Annotated in this window: 12 protein-coding genes and 1 tRNA gene; 6 read left to right on the forward strand and 7 right to left on the reverse strand. The window is 55.7% G+C overall.

Going from position 1 to position 18,584, the window contains the following annotated elements; translation table 11 throughout:
• Positions 1-37 precede the first annotated feature (37 nt).
• Positions 38-1,504, forward strand: a complete 1,467-nt coding sequence (locus H6G52_RS08835) for a DUF697 domain-containing protein (RefSeq protein ID WP_190527795.1) — start codon at positions 38-40, stop codon at positions 1,502-1,504.
• Between the two features lie 333 nt (positions 1,505-1,837).
• On the opposite strand, the gene H6G52_RS08840 is transcribed toward H6G52_RS08835, so the two are convergent.
• Together H6G52_RS08840 and H6G52_RS08845 are read right to left on the reverse strand one after the other, a co-directional pair.
• Entirely contained in the window at positions 1,838-2,155 is a 318-nt protein-coding gene (locus H6G52_RS08840) for a DUF6679 family protein (protein ID WP_190527797.1), read from the reverse strand.
• A 331-nt stretch (positions 2,156-2,486) separates the two neighbouring features.
• On the reverse strand, positions 2,487-3,449 hold the full coding sequence (locus H6G52_RS08845; protein WP_370567685.1) for a histone deacetylase family protein: 963 nt from the start codon (positions 3,447-3,449) through the stop codon (positions 2,487-2,489).
• A gap of 1,290 nt (positions 3,450-4,739) precedes the next feature.
• Between H6G52_RS08845 and H6G52_RS08850 the strand changes: the two genes are divergently transcribed.
• A complete protein-coding gene (locus H6G52_RS08850; RefSeq protein WP_190527801.1) occupies positions 4,740-7,268 on the forward strand; it encodes an amino acid permease in 2,529 nt (842 codons plus the stop codon).
• An 80-nt stretch (positions 7,269-7,348) separates the two neighbouring features.
• On the opposite strand, the gene H6G52_RS08855 is transcribed toward H6G52_RS08850, so the two are convergent.
• Together H6G52_RS08855 and H6G52_RS08860 are read right to left on the reverse strand one after the other, a co-directional pair.
• Positions 7,349-9,097, reverse strand: a complete 1,749-nt coding sequence (locus H6G52_RS08855) for a succinate dehydrogenase/fumarate reductase flavoprotein subunit (protein ID WP_190527803.1) — start codon at positions 9,095-9,097, stop codon at positions 7,349-7,351.
• Between the two features lie 20 nt (positions 9,098-9,117).
• Positions 9,118-9,420 (reverse strand): hypothetical protein, encoded by a 303-nt coding sequence (locus H6G52_RS08860; protein ID WP_099532790.1) that lies wholly within the window; start codon positions 9,418-9,420, stop codon positions 9,118-9,120.
• Between the two features lie 81 nt (positions 9,421-9,501).
• Here H6G52_RS08860 and H6G52_RS08865 point away from each other — a divergent pair, with 81 nt between their 5' ends.
• Positions 9,502-9,807, forward strand: a complete 306-nt coding sequence (locus H6G52_RS08865; RefSeq protein ID WP_190527805.1) for a hypothetical protein — start codon at positions 9,502-9,504, stop codon at positions 9,805-9,807.
• Between the two features lie 36 nt (positions 9,808-9,843).
• Positions 9,844-12,105, forward strand: a complete 2,262-nt coding sequence (locus H6G52_RS08870; protein ID WP_190527807.1) for a transglycosylase domain-containing protein — start codon at positions 9,844-9,846, stop codon at positions 12,103-12,105.
• A 183-nt stretch (positions 12,106-12,288) separates the two neighbouring features.
• On the opposite strand, the gene H6G52_RS08875 is transcribed toward H6G52_RS08870, so the two are convergent.
• Positions 12,289-13,623: an ammonium transporter gene (locus H6G52_RS08875; RefSeq protein ID WP_190527903.1), complete on the reverse strand. Its 1,335-nt coding sequence runs from the start codon at positions 13,621-13,623 to the stop codon at positions 12,289-12,291.
• Positions 13,624-14,434: 811 nt separating this feature from the next.
• Here H6G52_RS08875 and H6G52_RS08880 point away from each other — a divergent pair.
• Complete coding sequence (locus H6G52_RS08880; protein WP_242026299.1) at positions 14,435-15,409, forward strand: carboxylesterase; 975 nt, start codon at positions 14,435-14,437, stop codon at positions 15,407-15,409.
• 38 nt (positions 15,410-15,447) lie between these two features.
• On the opposite strand, the gene H6G52_RS08885 is transcribed toward H6G52_RS08880, so the two are convergent.
• Positions 15,448-16,512 (reverse strand): ABC transporter permease, encoded by a 1,065-nt coding sequence (locus H6G52_RS08885; RefSeq protein WP_099532794.1) that lies wholly within the window; start codon positions 16,510-16,512, stop codon positions 15,448-15,450.
• A gap of 273 nt (positions 16,513-16,785) precedes the next feature.
• Between H6G52_RS08885 and H6G52_RS08890 the strand changes: the two genes are divergently transcribed.
• Positions 16,786-16,872: transfer RNA gene (locus H6G52_RS08890), tRNA-Ser, on the forward strand.
• 126 nt (positions 16,873-16,998) lie between these two features.
• Here H6G52_RS08890 and H6G52_RS08895 read toward each other — a convergent pair.
• The gene (locus tag H6G52_RS08895; protein WP_190527811.1) at positions 16,999-18,171 is read right to left on the reverse strand and encodes a response regulator; all 1,173 of its coding nucleotides are present in this window, start codon (positions 18,169-18,171) and stop codon (positions 16,999-17,001) included.
• Positions 18,172-18,584 lie beyond the last annotated feature (413 nt).

An 18,584-nucleotide genomic window follows, 5' to 3' on the forward strand; every position in this document is an offset into this window, starting at 1 on the left:
TTCCCCCCTTGCCTACTTCTTCAAAGGAGCCAGATTCATGGCGCTGCCCCTCTCCAAATCCCTGACTGATAAACCCCTTTGGCTGCTGGGTGCGGGGGTTGCCGGGGTGTGGTTGGCGCTGGAGGTGCTGAACCAAGCGCTCCATGGGCTGGGCAGTTGGCTGCCGGCCGGAGCCGTGGCCGTGGGCGCGGGCCTGTGGTTAACGCGACGACGACCGCTCCCGGTGGCCCCGGTGACGGAGCCGAGCACCCTTGATCGAGCTGCTGCGGAACGGGCGATCGCGCGGGCCCAGGGTCTATTGAATTTGGTGGCGGCAGAACTACCCACTTTTGCAGCTCAAGATTGGCAAGCCCAACTCGATCGCCTGACCCAAGATTTAGATCGATCGCGCCTGGCCCTGGCGATTCTGGGGGGCCCCGCCGTTGGCAAATCGGCGTTGGCCAACAGCTTGGGCGCGGCGGCCCTGGCGATCGACTACCGAGAACTGCCCAGCCTGTTTGTGGGGGGCGAAACCCAAGATCCGATCACGCTGGACTTGGCCCTCCAGGCCGATCGGGCCCTGTTTGTGACAGCGGGCGACATTACCGAAACGGAATACGAAATTTTGGAATGGCTGTTGGCCCACGAGCAGGCCCCGATCGTGGTCTTCAACAAGGCCGATCGCTACCTGCCCGCCGATCGCGACACCGTGTTAACCACCATTCAACATCGGCTCCATGGGCAACTAGCCCCCACCGCCATCATCCCCACCGCCGCCGCACCAGCCGCGATCAAAGTCCGGAAACATGCGGCCGATGGTACGGTGCAAGAATTCTTGGAGCAGCCGGAGCCGGACTTGGGAGCCTTGGTCACCGGCTTGCAAAACACGCTCATGGCAGAGGGCGATCACTGGCGGTGGCGCACCACCCTGCGGCGAACTCGGCAAATGACGCAGCAGTGGCAAACCACCCTCAAAGCCGATCGACGCGATCGCGCCATCGGAGCGATCGAGCAAAGTCAATGGATTGCCGCTGCCACGGCCTTTGCCAATCCGCTGCCCGGCCTAGACTTGCTGGCCACGGCGGCAATTAATGGCCAATTGGTGATGGACTTGGGCCAGATTTATCAGCAACGGTTTTCCCTCGATCGGGCCCAGGCGATCGCCCAAACCCTCGGGGAAGTCATGCTCAAGCTCGGGTTGGTGGAACTGGGCAGCCAGGCGATCGCCACCGCCCTCAAAACCAGCGCCCTCACCTACCTGGCCGGCGGTGCAATTCAGGGTCTCAGTGCGGCCTACCTAACCCGAGTGGCGGGTCTGAGCCTAGTGGAACTGTTTCAAGCCCATGTGGAAGCGGAATGGGCCGGCCAACCGGAGGGCGAAAACTGGCTCAGTCCCGATCGCCTGAGCACCATTCTGCGGCGCGTCTTCGAGCAAACCCGCCAAAGCACCATCATCCAAACCCTGATCGACCAAGGGCGCGATCGACTGTTTCCCAATGCTGCAACCAGTGCTGCTCCCAACTAACACCTAGGCCGATGACCTTTGCTTAGAGTCTTTTTGACCGCACGACCTGGAAACTGAGCAGACCAGAAACCAGCATTCAGAAATCAGCATTCAGAAATCAGCATTCAAAAACACCGGCTGAAACCCGCCCGGCCCACTAGGCCCCCATTTGCTGACCAATTGAGGGGCCCAAAAAATGGGAACGACTGGTTAGCAGCCGTTCCCATTTCGTTATTCAGCTTGATACTCAGCTTGATTGGGCTGGATTCAATTACCGGAATCGAACCCCATTGTTAGGGCTAGCTGTGGACAGAAAAACCGGGAAATTTCCCAGACAATTTCCTCCCCGCCCTGCTACTTGTCCGCGTCCTTCTTATCCAAGTGATTGCGAATTTGCTCCGCTTCCGGGCATTCTTCCGCTACGGGCAGATCTAAGACACTGCGCCGAGACACCGAAGCAAGCTTGCGCGTCACCGAACCGATACTTTCGAGGCGCACCATTTCTTCCCAAGCACAGGTTTCGTCGTCCTCTTCGGTTTCGTAGCGCAGGGTCACGAGGTCGCCTTCAATGTCAAGGATTTGTGCGCGCTCGATCCAGCGCTGCTGATCGCGCAGGAATATGCACACTTCCTGTCCGTCACAGCAGAGCTGATAAATCTTGCGGTGTAGCATAGCTTGCCTCTTCTAAGGTGGTGAACTGGCCCCTGCAATTGAGTGGAGTTGCAGTTTCAAAGTTTGATTGGGGGGCAGTGGCTTCACTGGCGCTGCCAAGCAACCATTCAGCGCTAATGACAACCACAGGATCGGGGGAATTTGGCCCAGTCGATCCCCAATCCAACTTCCATGCTGGCCATGATGGCAATTTGCTTGAGTTGTCGGCTGACGATCGAGCAAGCGGGTCAAGATTGCTCGACTGCTTCCCCCATTCTAGGCTACGGGGTTAGCTTTCAGCGCTCCGGGTGGCCAAGCATCCCTACGCCATATCCTAGCGCTTGGCTGTTCGTTAGGACGAGAGACAGGCCAGGATCGTTTCATAGACCGATCGCGCCAGACTGTTGAGATCGTAGCCACCCTCCAACCCCAGCACCGTTCGGCGGCTAATACCCAGGAGCGATCGCGTCAGCCATCCATAATCCTCCGGTTGGAGATGGATTTGCGCCAACGGATCGTCTCGATTGGCATCGTACCCCGCGCTAATGATCAACAAATCGGGATCAAAGTTCCGCAAGAACGGCAACAATTGCGCCTCAACCAAGGCCTGATAGGTGCTGCCGTCGGCTCCCGGGGGCACGGGCAAATTCAACAGTTGATGATCTTGATCGGCAACTCCGGGGCGACCCGTGCCCGGATAGGCCGGTGATTGGTGAATGGAACAGTAGGCAATTTGGGAATGGTCTCGCACGATCGCCTCAGTGCCGTTGCCGTGATGCACATCCCAATCCACGATCGCCACCCGCTGTGCCTGGCCCGCCTCCAAGGCCGTCAAGGCCGTGATCGCCGCATTCGCAAACAAGCAAAACCCCATCCCCCGATGGCGCAGGGCATGGTGACCCGGTGGTCGCGCCGCCACAAACACGGGTTGTCCCGTTGCGATCGCCTCGTCCATGCCATCCAACCAAGCCTGCACAGCCAAGCGAGCCACCTCGTAGCTCCGGGCAGAAATGGGCGTGTCAACCTCCAGTTGCCCACCCCCCCGATTGGCCAGCAATCGCACGTGATTGATATAGTCCGGTTCGTGGGCCCGGCGCAGGGCTTGGGTGAGCGGGTCGATCGGAGCATCGCTGGCGGGCACTAACTGGGGACTGTGCCAACGGAGCCGATCGGCAAAGGGAGCCGTTTGCAAGGCCGCCACAATTGCCCTCAGGCGATCGGGCCGTTCCGGGTGGCCCCAGCCCGTGTCATGTAGCAAAAACTCATCGCTGTACACGATCGTGACCGTCCCATTGTCGATCGGCCCTGCTGTCACTGGTTGTGCCTCCGCGCCTGCTTCTGTGCGCCCCTCGGCCCGAACCTCAGTATTTGGGGTTTGCTCATTCAGCATTCACCATCTCCCCATAACCCAGTAATTTCACGGCAACCTTTTGGTTTTCCATGCCTATTTTTCTCACAGCCTAGCCAACGCAATTGGTCGTGGCTCAAACACCATTCACTCGCTACGTTAACTTGACTTAAAAATACCCAAAACAAGGTCAGACCGATCAGATTTTCAATACCCTATTTCATCATTAACTAATTTCACAGCTCTATTTCTCATATCAAAGTTTCAACATCTCAGCCGCACAGCTCGCTCCAGCAGGTTGATACTCAATATTTGTTTTCTAATAGCCTCGATCAGACAATCATTTTGACGTTACCCAGTCAAGGCTACTGAGTTTTCAAGATGATTGATCCATAGAAATTCTCAAAAATCTATCAAAAATTCAACAAATTCAGAGATTTTTAGGAATATTCAATCCAAATCACGAATTAGTGATCAATTTTCGATTGATTACGAGGTCTTAAGCCGATTAACTCCCTTGGCAGGTCAAGTTGCCCCCCATTTAGCTCTTTCTTTAATCAATCTTTGTTTTGATAGCGAGTCTCAAGACATCAATCAGCTTAAGCATCAATCAAAATGAATTTTGACTAATCTTAAGATCATGTTCAGCTCACTAATCATTTTTCAGAAAACAACTTCTAATCATATTTATATCTAAAATAATTGAGGTTTTACAGATTGCGATTAGCTCCAAAACATCAACGTAGAGAATTGGTGATTTTGATATTCATCCTCATTTTTTTATGTTGACATCTAGCGCCCTTGCATTTATCCATCACTACCACTGAACCATTAATCAGTCTTTCAACCAATGCTTCATTTCAAATTCAGTTCTCTGATTCAGGTGCGTTTTACCACCAAACAGGTCTCAAAAAATACGGAGATTCAAAGCAAGCTCTTGAAGGCTGAGGATTTCAATCAACTTAAGGCCTGATTTTGGAGCTTTGTTTAAACTTTGATTGTCAGTAAATCATCTATTAGCGTTAAACTAAGGAGTAGTTAAATTATTTTATGAACTGTTGGATAAACCTTTTTGGTTACCATAGTCACAATTTTTTAGCCACTTTTAATTTTTAATTACCATTAAAGGGACATCACAAGGCTCACATTAGTTCATAAACTATTCTTCATTTAGGGCATTAAAAATCGCCTTTTATTCACTTTTGTCAGTTTTTGCAATGGCGAAAACTTTCAGTGTCTACGGAATTTTTGTGATCCATGTCTCAGTCCTCCCGGTTTGCATTTAAATTGCCCCGCACTTTGGGTTCCATTGAAACTTGGGGTTTTGGTTTCAGCGGTTTGTTGCTTTGGCTGGGAACCGCACCGGCAATGAATGCGGCCTTGGGGATTGGCTCCCTGTGGGTTTGGATTCCGGGAGCCGTGATTGGTACTTTGCTGAATTTGCAAGTCAGGCAACTCGGAGTTCATGACCAAGATCGATCGGGCGGAACGCCAAACTATGCCACTCAGTTACTCCATAAGTTCCCATTTTTAGCCCGCTACAGCGCGATCGGCTATTGGCTGGGTTGGGTCTCGGTTCCGCCCATGAATGCCATCATTTTGACTGACCTAATTCAGGTCAGCTTGGAACCGCTGGGGGTGGATTGTCCAGTCACCGCTTTCCGGATTTTATTCACCCTGCTGCCTTATATTGTCACCTTCAGCAACTCCCGAACCGTCGGAATTTTACATGCCTTTTTTGTCATTCCTGCTATTAGCTGCTTATTAGTTTTTTGCCTTCAAGGCTTTAGTTGGTTGAGTTTTTCGCCTCAAAGTCCAGGGCTGTTTGCACCGATTCCTTTCAACCTAGATTTCACAGATTGGGCCAAATGGTTTTTTGTGGCCATTTATGCGGTCTATGGCTGTGAAACGGCTTCCTCTTTTGTGGCTGACAGTCGCAAACCCCGCCGCACTCTGGATTGCTTGGTGGCCGCTGCGATCGCGCTACCCATTGTTTATGTCCTGGGGTCGTGGTTGTTGGCGCGGTTGGCCATTTCTCCCCGGCTAGGTGACAGCGCCTATTTGCACCTAATGGCGGCGGCGGGGCCATTTTGGGGCAGCCTCACGCCCGGGCTGGTGACGTTTTTGATTGCTTCCGGTTGCCTGCTGAGTTCCGCCACGGCCGTTTCCAACTGTCCCCGGGTGCTTTACCAGTTAGCCCAAGACCGCCATCTCCCGGCCCTGTTTTCGGTGGTTTCGCCGCGCGGAGTTTTGGAGCCGGGCCTGTTGTTCACCTTGGGGGTGAGTTTGCTCTGTTTGGCTTGGGGCAATGTGTCGCGGGTGGTGATGGTTACCGGGACGGGTTACCTCAGCGCCATGATGGGCATCCATTTGGGGCTGTGGCTGCAACGGAAACGCCCGGAAGTGCGCTGGCCCCGATGGTCGCTGCTGTTTTTGGTCATGGAGGCGATCGTGTTTGTGGTGGGTGGCTTGGCTTGGGGCTGGCAAGATTGGCTGATTGGCTTGCTGTTGCCCATAGCGGTCGGCGTGGCGGCCCAGGGGGTGGGAAATTGCCCGATCGCCCTCTGTCAGCCGGCCTGGTGGAGTCACCGCTACCGCCCAAGGCCCATCAACATCCAACGCGATTGGGTGGTGTTTCAGGTCACGGTGCTGATTCTGCTGCTTTGTGGCGCGGTCAGCATTGGTTGGTTCGCGCGGGCTGGGTTGGATCGATTTTCCTTCGGCAGCCACGGAGCCGTGTTCAGCATTGTGTTAATTACGGTGGCATTTTTGGGGGTGGCGATCGCCTGTTGGACGAGCCTGTCCCAAATGGCCGCCATGACAGAAGCCCGCGATCGCCTGGAACGCACTCTGAGTGAATTACAAAGAACCCAATTGCAACTGGTGCAGTCCGAAAAAATGTCCAGTTTGGGTCAATTAGTGGCGGGGGTTGCCCATGAAATTAATAACCCGGTGAATTTTATCTACGGCAATCTGGAGCATGTACGTACCTACGCTCAGGATTTGTTGAGACTATTGCAGTTATACGCGAAGTACTATCCCGAGCCAGTTGTAGAAATTCAGGAGGAACAAGAGGCGATCGAACTGGATTTTTTAGAGGAAGATTTGACGAAAATTTTGGCTTCCATGAAAGTGGGGAGCGATCGCATTCGCGAGATTGTGTTATCACTGCGCAATTTTTCACGGTTGGATGAAGCGGAATTAAAGGCCGTAGATTTGCACGAAGGCATCGACAGCACAATCACAATCCTTAAGCACCGTTTAAAAGCCAAGGCTAATCGCCCCGCGATCGATATCCTTCGCGAATATGGAAACCTGCCCCCGATCGAGTGCTATCCCGGTCAATTCAATCAAGTGATCATGAACATTCTGAGCAATGCCATTGATGCCCTTGAGGAAGCCACCGCTAACCGCGATTATCAAGACTTGCAAGTCCAGCGTCAGTGGATTCGGATTCGGACTCGAATTCAAGAAATAGAACTGCCCTCCACCAATCCCACCGGATCTTCGCTAAGTGATAGCAAGTCCAGCACTCGATCTAAATGGCTAGTGGTAGGCATTGCTGATAATGGCCCCGGCATTCCCCTAGACATCCAACGGCGCATTTTTGACCCCTTTTTCACCACCAAGCCGATCGGGAAAGGAACCGGGATGGGCATGTCCATCAGTTACCAAATTGTTGTGGAAAAACACCAGGGCAGACTGGAATGCTTTTCGCAGGTGGGTGAAGGAACTGAGTTTTTGATTCAAATTCCCCTCAACCTAGGAGCCAAATGTAAATCCTAGGGGCGAATTCCAACCCAAAACCAGATTATTTCAAGGCCACTGAACCCAGCAGGGGTTGAGTTGGGAGATGAATTGGGAGATTAATACTGGCGAGCCTGGGGTTCAAACAGGCCTAAGGTCACCGGCATATATTGCAAATCAATGCCCGAGGGCGACCAATAGGCCAGCGTATGTTTGAGATAGTCCTGATCATTGCGATCGGGGTAGTCCTCACGGCAGTGGGCCCCACGACTTTCTTGGCGACGTTCAGCAGCGGTCAAAATGGTTTGCCCCACCGTAAAGAGCGATCGCAGCTCCAGCGCCTCAATCAGTTCCGTATTCCAACAGGTTCCCCGATCGTCCAGCCTCGTATTTTCGATGCGCTGGGCAATTTCCCGCAGCTTTTCCAGCCCCGTTTGCATCAAGTCCGCTGTCCGAAACACCCCGCAATATTGGGTCATGGTGTCTTGGAAATCTTGGCGCACTTGGGCGATCCGCTCTGGCCCTGAATGCCCCAACAGAGTCTGGAGTTGGGCCCGGGCTTCCGCCAGGTAGCGCGATCCGTCCAAGGATGGCAACTTGCGCCCGCTGTCTAAATATTGGGCGATCGCCCGGCCCGTGCGCCGGCCAAACACAATGCATTCCAATAGGGAATTACTGCCCAGGCGATTGGCCCCATGCACCGATACGCAGGCCGCCTCGCCCGCCGCAAAACAAGCTTCCACAAACCCGGTGCTACTGCTGCGAACCCGCCCATTCACATCGGTGGGAATACCGCCCATGGAGTAATGAATCGTTGGGCGCACCGGAATCGGTTCCTCCACCGCATTCACCCCCAGCAGGCGATGGGCCTCTTCCCAACAAAAGGGAACGCGGCTCATGATCGTTGCTTCGCCCAAATGTCGCAAGTCCAGATGCACAAAGGGGCCACCCGCGCTGCCATCGAGATGAATGCCTCGCCCCGCTAGCAGTTCCTTAACGATCGCCCGGGAAGTGATATCCCGAGGAGCCAACTCCATGCGGCTGGGGGCATAGTCCGCCATGAATCGATCGCCCGCCGCATTGCGCAGGTAAGCCCCCTCACCCCGCACCGCCTCCGACACCAACACCCCCACCGGATAAAGCCCCGTGGGGTGAAACTGCACAAACTCCATATCCTCCAGGGGAATGCCCGCCCGAGCAGCCATGGCCAGCCCGTCTCCCGTGGAGGCGTAATCGTTAGAGGTGGTGTTGAAGGCGCGGCCATAGCCCCCCGTGGCCAACATCACAGCCCGGGCCCGGGCCAGCACTGGCTGGGAATCCCGCAGATTAAACATCACCAGGCCCTTGGCCTCGCCCTCTTCCACGATCAGGCGCATCACATACCACTCTTCGTAGAGCGTGACCCCCATTCGCTTCAGATTCATTACCAGCTCATGCAAGATGGCATGGCCCGTTTTGTCAGCCGCGTAGCAAGTGCGCCGGTGGGAATGGCCCCCGAAGGCCCGCTGGGCAACGCGCCCATCTTCCAGGCGCGAGAACAACACCCCCAAACGTTCCAAGTCCACCACCACTTCCGGGGCTTCTTGGGTGAGGATGGCCACCGCGTCTTGATCCGCGAGGTAGTCGGATCCCTTTACCGTATCGAAGGCGTGGGCTTGCCAGGTGTCTTCGGGATCCACGTTGTTCAACACGGCGGCCATTCCCCCTTGGGCGGCCACCGAGTGCGATCGAATCGGGTGGGTTTTGGCCACCAATCCGATGCTGAGTTTGGGATTTTGGCGGGCAATTTCCAGGGCTGCCCGACAGCCGGCCAGCCCGCCCCCCACGATCAGAACATCGTGAATTAACTCGTTTAGCGACTCATTCATGGGCAGGCCCCCCAATTGTCCTAAAGAGCCTGGGCCGGTTGGGTGGGTTCGTAGCCGCCACCAGTGGCCAAGTCCGCCGCCGCGTCCACCGCCACAAATTCAATGTGGTTCAGCAGGGTGGTGACAAAGGCGAACAACAGGAAAGGCAAGGATAGCACCAAAATCAACCCAACCATGGACAGGGCGTACAGGGGCTTGCTGGCTCCCAACAGGGCGAGCGCGCTGGCCAGGCTCAGGAAAATCACGATCAACCAAGCCATGATCTGGCCGTAGATGTCCCCAAAGGTCAGGGTGCAGCGAAACTGATAGCGTTGTGGGTTCATGGTTCGATTCGATGGCCTGCGGATTGCCAGATTGAACACTATCTCCCCAGCCTAAGGGGGGCTAAATCGGAGCGTCCATAGTTGTCGATGTTTCTCAACAATTTTTCTCGAATTCGTTTCAAATCCTTGCGTTTCTCAAGTTCTCTTGACAAGATTTCGGCAACTCTAAAAAACCTTGAATTTCTCGAAAAGCTGAAAATTCCGAATGTTCTGAAAACTTTGGAAGTTTTTGAGAGTTTCCGAAATGTTTGGGATCTGGCGTTTGGGATCTGGCGTTTGGGATCGGGTGTTGGGACGTTGGTGCTGGGAATGATCTCGATCGACCCGAGGATGGGTGAACAGTGGCCGGCGATCGCTACGCGCTTTCCTAGGATCGTGTTGAAATAATGATGGCCATTCTGTCGTTTTGATCCCGATCGCCCTATGGGCCCAAATCCTACGCCGCCTCCGCCTCAACCCGCCAAAACCATCCTGGGCCGCCTGCGCCAAACGGTGACCCAGCTTTCGCGGGTGCAATTGGCCCGGCTGAAATTGGCGGCTAATGCCAACCCGCCCCGCATCGTGATCTATGAGGCGGGCAGCGCCCCCCGAGACTATCCCCTGTTGGGGGACTATTACCTTTTGGGGCGATCGAGCAAGGCCAACGACATCCCCCTCAACAGCCCCGTGGTCAGCACCACCCACGCAGGCTTGCGGCGGGTTCCCAGTTTTTTGGGCAGCACCTTTGCCATTGAAGACCGCGACTCCACCAACGGCACATTCAGCGGCAAAAAACGGATCAATGGGCAAATTTTGCGCCACCGGGAAATGGTCGTGTTGGGGCCGCCGGAGCTGGCGGACTCGGTGCGGCTGCAATATGTGGATCCGCCAACGCCGCTGGTGCAAGTCCTGCGCTATGGACTGTCGGGGTTAGCCGGGGCGATCGGGCTGGTGAGTTTGGCGGTGATTTGGCAATGGCAGGGCATTCAGATTTTGCCCCTGCCCCAGGCCCAGCGCGGCCCGGTGATTGTGGTGGCGGGGGATGGGCAACCGCTCCAGGCGATCGAGCGGCGGGCCCACCAGGAAGCCAAGAACCTGGGGGAATTTTCGCCCTACCTCAAAAAAGCATTGCTGGCTTCGGAGGATGCACGCTACTACTGGCACTTTGGCGTTGACCCGATCGGGATTTTGCGGGCCTTGGTGGTGAACGCGCGGGAAGGGGAATTGCAACAGGGAGCCAGCACCCTTTCCCAGCAACTGGCCCGCACCCTTTACCGGGATTATGTGGGGTCAGATAATTCCGCCGGTCGCAAAATCAAAGAGGCGATCGTGGCCCTGAAGCTGGAAAGTTTCTATGGTAAAGATCGGCTGCTGCTGGCCTACATGAACCAAGTGTTCCTGGGCGGCAACTTGGCCGGCTTTGAGGATGCCGCTCGATTTTATTTTGAAAAATCTGCGCGGGATCTAGACCTGGGCGAAGCGGCGATGTTGGTGGGCATTTTGCCGGCCCCCAATCGCTGGAACCCAGCCCGCAATTACAAAACAGCGGTGCAACGGCGAGATTTAGTCTTGCAGCGGATGTTGGATCAGGGCGCTGTCACCCTGGAGGAGTTCAAGCGGGCCCGGCGATCGCGCGTGGAGGTGAGTCCCCGAGCACGGGAAATTTTGCGATCGACCCGTGCGCCCTACTTTTTCAACTACGTTTTTGAGGAATTGGAGCAGCTTTTTGGTTCCGGCGTGGCCCGCGAAGGCAATTTCTTAATTGAAACCCGCTTGAACTTAGCAGCCCAGACCGAAGCCGATCGGGCCCTGCAACAGTTCATTGATACCCAGGGCGGCCGGGCCGGAGTCAGTCAAGGGGCGATCGTGGCGATCGACCCCACCGATGGGGCCATTCTGGCCATGAGTGGCGGCCGCAGCTTTGAAGACAGCCAATTTAACCGCGCCGCCAACGGCCTGCGCCAGCCCGGCTCCACCTTCAAGCTATTTGCCTATGCGGCCGCCCTGGAAAAAGGCATCAGCCCCAACACCGCCTACAGTTGCGCCCCCGTGAATTGGATGGGGCAACGGTTTCGAGGCTGTCGATCGGGCAGTGGTTCCCTGAACATGGTCAGCGGCGTGGCCCTGTCCGAAAACCCGATCGCCCTGCGGGTGGCCGAAGCGGTGGGGCTGGATGAGGTGATTGGCTTGGCCCAGCGCTTGGGAGTCACCAGCCCCCTGCGCAAAACTCCCGGCCTCGTGCTGGGGGAAAGCGAAGCCACCTTGCTGCAAATGACCGGAGCCTTTGCGGCCGTGGCCAACAATGGCCGCTTTAACCACGCTAAGGCGATCACTCGCGTTCTGGACACCAGCGATTGCACCGACCCGCAAAACCTACAAACCTGCCGCGTCATGTACGATGCCCAAGCAGATCAGCCCGGTGCTAACCAACCGGTGCTCTCGCCCCAAGTGGCCCAGACCATGACGGATCTGCTGCGGGGGGTTGTGGTGCAAGGAACGGGGCGATCGGCCGCCAAGGTGCCCGGAGCCGTGGGCAAAACCGGCACAACGGACGACAGCGCCGACCTTTGGTTTATTGGCTATGTGCCTGGCCGCAACCTAACGGCTGGGGTTTGGTTGGGCAACGACACCCGCAAACCCACCGATGGCAACAGCGGCCAAGCAGCAGCGGTCTGGGGCAATTTCGTCAGCCGTCTGCTGCCATAACTGAATGAACCGCAAGACTTAAGAGGGGATCTGCCAAGGGGTTTGAAGCCTCCACCCATTACTAGCTCGTCGCGGGGGCAAGGGGCTGAAGCCCCTTGTCTGCGCTGATCGATTCTGCGCTGATCGATGCTGATCGATCGCCCATTGATCATTGATATCAGTCGGGCTGGCTCAACACTCGTCCTATGGCTCTCCGTAGGCATCTTCGCCATGCTCAGGCACATCCAAGCCCTGATCTTCCACCTCTGGAGATACCCGCAAATCCATCACCCAAGACAGGCCCTTCAGAATCAAAAATGTCCCGATCGCAGCCGTGGCATAGGCCGCCAGCACTCCCACCACGCCAGCCGTGAAGGTTTTCGTTCCGCCATACAGCAATCCGCTGTCGATGGCTGAGTTCACGGACTTTGAGGCAAACACCCCCGTCAGAATTGCTCCAACCGTGCCACCCACACCATGCACCGGGAAGGTGTCCAAAGCATCATCAAATCCCAGCCGCACCTTCAGGGTGACGGCTCCTAAACAGCACAGGGCCGTAATCACCCCGATCGCCATGGCAGACAGGGGATCAACGAAACCCGCCGCTGGCGTAATACCCACCAAACCTGCCACAAAGCCACTGGCAATCCCGATCGCCGTTGGCTTGCGACCCAACAACCACTCCACCACCGTCCAGGTCAACCCCGCCGCCGCCGTGGAAACCATGGTGGCCGTGAATGCCGTCGCCGCGAGACCGTTAGCAGCAATGGCGCTGCCGGCATTAAACCCAAACCAACCAAACCACAGCAACCCTGTTCCCAACAGCACAAAAGGCACATTATGGGGCACGATCGCCTTGATTTGCCAATCCTTACGCGGACCCAGCATCCAAGCCGCCACCAGGGCCGAAACACCGGAGCTGATGTGAACCACCGTTCCCCCAGCGAAGTCCAGGGCCCCCATGTTGCCCAGCCAACCTTTGCCCCAAACCCAGTGCGCCAAAGGGCAATAGATTAACGTTGACCACAACACCACAAACCAGAAATAGGCCTTGAAGCTCAAGCGCTCCGCGATCGAGCCAGAGACCAGCGCCACCGTAATGATGGCGAACATCATTTGATAGAGGGCAAACACCTGGTGAGGGATCGTTGCCCCGTAGCCCACCGGATCCGGATCGAGACCCACGCCTTGGAAGCCAAACCATTTCAAGCTGCCAATCAAGGCATTAGCTTCAAAGGCAGGTATCCCGCCGGGGTTGATCACCGTGGGTGCAAAACTCAGGCTATATCCCCACAGCACCCAGGTCACGCCCACCACGGCCATCGCAATCAGGCTCATCATCATGGTGTTGAGCACATTGCGCGATCGCACCAAGCCCCCATAGAAAAACGCTAGCCCCGGAGTCATCAACAGCACCAAGGCCGTGGAAACCAGCATCCAAGCCGTATCGCCCGTGTCGATTTTGGGTGCTTCGGCGGCTCCTTGGGCCGCGGCCGGGTCGGCAAACCAGCCCACCAACAAGCCAGCCCCGATCGACATCAACACAGGAATTCCAAAGGCCACCAACAACTTCAGCCTTGCCCGCTGCACATGGGGGCGCGGCGGGGGCGAAAGCCGTCCAATCTTGGCTAACCAGGAGTGGGAATGGGGGGATTTGTCTGCGTCCGATCGAGGTGAGTACAAGTCAGCCATAGGTATAGCAAGGTATTCAGAATTGTTCGTTATTGTTCGTTGCCGTTGCCTTATGCACAACAAACCCATAAACGAATCTGCGGATTCGAGAAAAAATGGCCTCGAATCCGTTTCTTGGATGGGAAGTTATTTAAGGTTCAAACCATATTGCGCGACTAAACCCTAGAAACTGTATAGAAAGTCACTAATTGCCCAATCTCGCAACGATATTTGATGATTTTCACGAAACACCACTAATATTCACGGGTTGCAACCAAAGCCATGGGCAGTGGACTCCAAGGCAGCCAAACAACCGGGTTTGCAACGGTTTTTTGTGGCAGGCGGCAATAATCGGCCTAGAAAAATTGGGCTGATCCCAATCCTAGGAAGCTGTGCCATTTCCCAAACTGTCCTTGAGTATTTGCCTGCGGGGGCTAGCCGCTCGCCGTCCGATGGCCCGTGAATAAAGGAATTCTGGGTGATTTGCCCGATCGCGCGGGGAAGATTGGTTGAGGGCGATCGGGGCGCTTCAGAAAGCGGTTGGTGGGGGTTTGAGCCGGGGAGCAGGGACAGGATAGGTTGAACCCAGAGTCAGTGAATTTGCTGAAGGTGGCTTGCCCGCCGCTGGTGCAATGGCTGACCGCTGTTTTTCAACCGCTGTTGATCGCCCGTGACTGCCATGGCCACCCCCCTGTCTGCCCGTCCTTACCTCTCCGGTTTCGAGGCCCTGTCGGCCCAAGAACGCGCTCAATTGCACCCGGATGCGGTTCCTTTTCAGCTAGCGGCTGCTTTAACCACGGCCAAGGAGACGACCAAGGGCCGATCGCGCGGGGTGGTGATTTGTCTCCATGGGTTCACTGCCATGCCCTACGGGGTGGGGCCTGTGGCCCGGGCGATCGCCCAGCAGGGGTTGGATGTGGTTGCGCCTTTGCTGCCGGGCCATGGCTGGCGCGATCGCCCCGTTCAGGAACGGGAAATTGCAAAGATCACGCCCGATCGACTGTTGGCGGCGGCCCGAGACGAAGTGCGCCGGGCCCGGGAGCAATATGACTTTGTGGCCATGTACGGTGATTCCATGGGCGGCGCGATCGCCCTGATTCTGGCGGCGGAAGGTTTGCTCGATGCCTGTGCGGTAACGGCTCCGGCGCTGCAACTGCCCTTCCGAGGAGCCGTCTTGGCGCGATATTTGGGCTGGCTTAATTTTTCAATTCCCAAGCGTCTGAATCGCCGGTTCTATGCCCCCTGCTATGAGTTTGAAAATGCGCGGGCGGGGCGGGTGCTCTGGCGCTTGTCGCGACGGGCCAAGGCAGGACTGGAGCAGATCACCTGTCCGGTGTTTGTGGCCCATTCCCACGCCGATCGCACCATTGCTTACCAGGCGGCGGAGTGGGTGCGCGATCGGGTGGCGGGCCCGGTGGAATTGCAATGGTTTGATCGATCGGGCCATGTGTTGCCCCTGGATGTGGAGGGGCCAGCGGTGGCAACGGCCATTTCTCAATTTTTTCAGCAGCAGTTTTTTCGCCCCCTCGAAAGCCCAACCCCCCAATCCCTAATAACCGCCAAGCTCAAACAGCTTGAGTCGAAATACCGATTGGGCGATCGGCCTTGGTCTGGCGGGCCGGAGACCACCGCCATTGATTTTGCTTTTAGCTAGCTGCAATCAATTCGTGCTTTGGGCAATGGTTTGCCAACCTATTGCATGGATTGCAAATTGATCCGTGGATCCACAAATTTCAGCAACAAATCCGCCAACAAATTTCCCAAAATCAACATCACTGCACCCATCATCAAACTCGCCATCGTTAAGTACAAGTCTTGGACTTGAACCGCCTGCAAAATCAGCCGACCCAAGCCCGGCCAGTTGAAGAAATATTCCGTGATGAACGCACCGCCCAGCAGGCTGGAAAATTCAAAGCCCAAGAGCGTAATCAACGGGTTCACCGCATTGCGCAGCGCATGGACATAGATCACGCGGTCTTCGGGCAATCCCTTGGCCCGGGCAGTGCGGATATAGTCTTGGCGCAACACATCCAGAAGCTGACCGCGCATCAACCGCTGCAAACCGGCAAAACCAGTGATGCTGAGGGCAATGGTGGGCAAGATGGAATGCCAACCAATGTCTAAGAGTTGCTCGATCGGGGACAGTTCACTGAAATTCAGGCTGGTCATGCCCCCCACGGGCAACAGGGGCGAGAGATTTTGGGCCACAAACAGCAACAGCAGGGCCGTGATGAAGCTGGGGAAGCCTTGCCCCAGATAGCTAATCACCTGCAAGGCGCGATCGACCCAGCGGTTGTGGTGAATGGCGGCCACAATCCCAAGCGGCAGGGCGATCGCCCAGGTGGCCAGCAGCGACAGCACCGCCATGTAGAGAGTGGCGGGAATTCGTTCCGCCAGCAGGGATGTGACCGATCGTTGATAGACAAAACTCGTGCCGAAGTTCCCTTGGGACACCACCTGACCCAACCAGCGCAAATATTGCTCAAGGGCGGGGCGATCCAAACCAAATTGCTTGGTGTAGAGGGCGAGGGTGTCGCGGCTGATTTGCGGATTTTGGGCGATCGTGTCCAAATAGCTGCCGGGAGCCAGATCCACAATCACAAAGCACAGGGCCGAAGCCAACAGCAAGGTTAAGAGGGCTTGCAACGTGCGCTTGAGAATGTAGGTGCTGGTGTCTCCTGTGGCGATCGCCCAAAGCCGCTGAAGCAACTGTGCGAGGTAATCGTCTGGTTGTGAAACCCGCTTTGAAACCGGCATGGCATTTGTGGTGGATTAGCCCCGTGGCGTGGCCCCAATGACGGCTCGACAGGGGCCGGCCCTGGGGCCCACCCCGATCGCTGTCAATCGATGGTCTGGACAACAGGATACCCAAGAATCAACGATCCGTCCTCCGCTGGGGCCTGGGAGTTCGTGGGCTAATCAACGACATCTTCCAAAGACCCAACCCCAGCGCAATCAGAGCTTTCGGCAGACCAGCGCAAAACAATTTGCAAATTGCGGCATTGCTGCTAATATTAACTTCGCTTACCTGGAGAGGTGGCAGAGCGGTTGAATGCGCTTGACTCGAAATCAAGTTTGGCGGCAACGTCAACGGGGGTTCGAATCCCCCCCTCTCCGTCGGAGACAGGAAACGATCGCAAATTAAGACCGAGCGATCGTTTTTTTGTCGTTTCCCAATGCTTCCCAATTCTGAAACTTGACTCTGGGCAGAAGCCAAGGGTTAACCAACGGCCATGTCGAGCGCTAGTGGGCCACCACTTGGTTGTGTTGATGGCGCTTGAGGGCGGCGAGCACCTTGTCAGGAGTGACCGGCTTGCTGACAAAGCTGCTTGCGCCCGAAAGTTTGGCCCTTGCCCGATCGAACAACCCATCCGCACTCGTCAGCATCACGATCGACGTGTGGCTAAGCTGTTGCACGCGCCGCAACTGAGCACAAAGCTCGTGCCCATTGATCACCGGCATCACCACATCCAAAAACACCACATCGGGCTTGGCCTCAATCACCTTGGGCAGCGCCGCCAAGGGTTCAAAACAGCCTAAAAACTGGTGACCATTGCCAATCACTATTTTTTCGATCTTTTCGCAGATTTTGGGATCATCATCCACACAAGCCACCTTTAGGGAAAAACTAGCCTGCGGCGCTTGGTGGCTCATTTCCAAGTCCGGTAACTCAATCACGGCTAACTGTTTGCGTTGCCAAAGGAGCTGAAACACCTTGAGCACGCCCCCCAAGTTGGCATAGTTAGGATCCAGCTTGGCCACAATGTCCCAGAAGGTGCGCTTACCATCCAACAGGGGAGCCAGGGTCATGGTGGTGGAGGTGTCGGCGGCGGTTTCATTGCCCGGGAGATAGATCCAGCCCCGATCGGCCCACAGTGGATTGAAGGGCAATCGTTGCCAATGGCGCTGCAGATTGTAGGCGCGGGTGAGGGCTTCGCCCATCAAGGCAGAGGAGAGGGGCAGGTTAGGGTGAATGGGATCGATCGGCTGGGCAATCCACTGAAAACGCGCGGAGGGTTGGTCAACCACAAAAAACACCTCGATCGCCGCTTGCATCACGATCGCTTGGGCCCGCTCGATCGCCAACAACTCCTCCACCAGCGCCTGCTCCAGGCAGCGCACCTCCCAAAGGGGATCACTCAAATTCTGCTTTGTGGCTGCCACCAGCCCATTCCATCCCTCACGCGCCTGCGACTCCGTGCGCAGCTTGATTGCCCGCTGCAACCGTCGCAACCGATGGCGATTGCCCGTACACCAGGCCAGCCGCCCACGATAGAGCCAAATTTGCCAACGATGGTGATCCAGCTCCACGTTCAGGTAACCTGTTGCCTGTTGTCGATAGGCCAGCAGTAGAAATGAACGCAATTGCGAGTCATGGAAGTTTTCTGGCATGGCCTTGAGGAAATTTTCTGGCATGGCCCTGAGGGATCAATCTCCAACTTGGTGAATACGGAAACCCCGCTGGCAAGCTTTTTAGTGAGTACTCTTATAAAAACACTGAAGTTATCAAACGAAAATGATCAAATCATGATCATTTCACAACATTCGAGAATTTTCTAGCCTGCTCTAGGGGTAAGTCTGAACAGCCTTGAATTAGCTCCGCGAATTAGCCCCATCTTGGCTGATCCTCTTCTTTCAATTGGCACAATCTGGCTCACGGCGCTGGGCAATCTTACACAACTCATCCATTAATTTCGTTATGACTCAGATCTTGATTTTGGTCATACTCATAATGAGTTGTCGATCATGGTTGACAACATCTCCAGTGATCGCCGCTACAATAGTCTGTAGATGGCAAAGCAGAAGACTAAGTTAGTCGTGAAAGCCAT

The organism is Limnothrix sp. FACHB-881 (assembly GCF_014698135.1).
Taxonomy (GTDB): Bacteria; Cyanobacteriota; Cyanobacteriia; order CACIAM-69d; family CACIAM-69d; genus CACIAM-69d.

What these genes read in the sequence shown, in the direction of transcription:
- H6G52_RS08850 (WP_190527801.1), top strand. Translation starts at nt 4,740, where the DNA reads ATGTCTCAGTCCTCCCGGTTTGCATTTAAATTGCCCCGCACTTTGGGT.
- H6G52_RS08885 (WP_099532794.1), bottom strand. Translation starts at nt 16,512, where the DNA reads ATGCCGGTTTCAAAGCGGGTTTCACAACCAGACGATTACCTCGCACAG.
- H6G52_RS08880 (WP_242026299.1), top strand. Translation starts at nt 14,435, where the DNA reads ATGGCCACCCCCCTGTCTGCCCGTCCTTACCTCTCCGGTTTCGAGGCC.
- H6G52_RS08875 (WP_190527903.1), bottom strand. Translation starts at nt 13,623, where the DNA reads ATGTCGATCGGGGCTGGCTTGTTGGTGGGCTGGTTTGCCGACCCGGCC.
- H6G52_RS08870 (WP_190527807.1), top strand. Translation starts at nt 9,844, where the DNA reads ATGGGCCCAAATCCTACGCCGCCTCCGCCTCAACCCGCCAAAACCATC.
- H6G52_RS08860 (WP_099532790.1), bottom strand. Translation starts at nt 9,420, where the DNA reads ATGAACCCACAACGCTATCAGTTTCGCTGCACCCTGACCTTTGGGGAC.
- H6G52_RS08835 (WP_190527795.1), top strand. Translation starts at nt 38, where the DNA reads ATGGCGCTGCCCCTCTCCAAATCCCTGACTGATAAACCCCTTTGGCTG.
- H6G52_RS08840 (WP_190527797.1), bottom strand. Translation starts at nt 2,155, where the DNA reads ATGCTACACCGCAAGATTTATCAGCTCTGCTGTGACGGACAGGAAGTG.
- H6G52_RS08895 (WP_190527811.1), bottom strand. Translation starts at nt 18,171, where the DNA reads ATGCCAGAAAATTTCCTCAAGGCCATGCCAGAAAACTTCCATGACTCG.
- H6G52_RS08855 (WP_190527803.1), bottom strand. Translation starts at nt 9,097, where the DNA reads ATGAATGAGTCGCTAAACGAGTTAATTCACGATGTTCTGATCGTGGGG.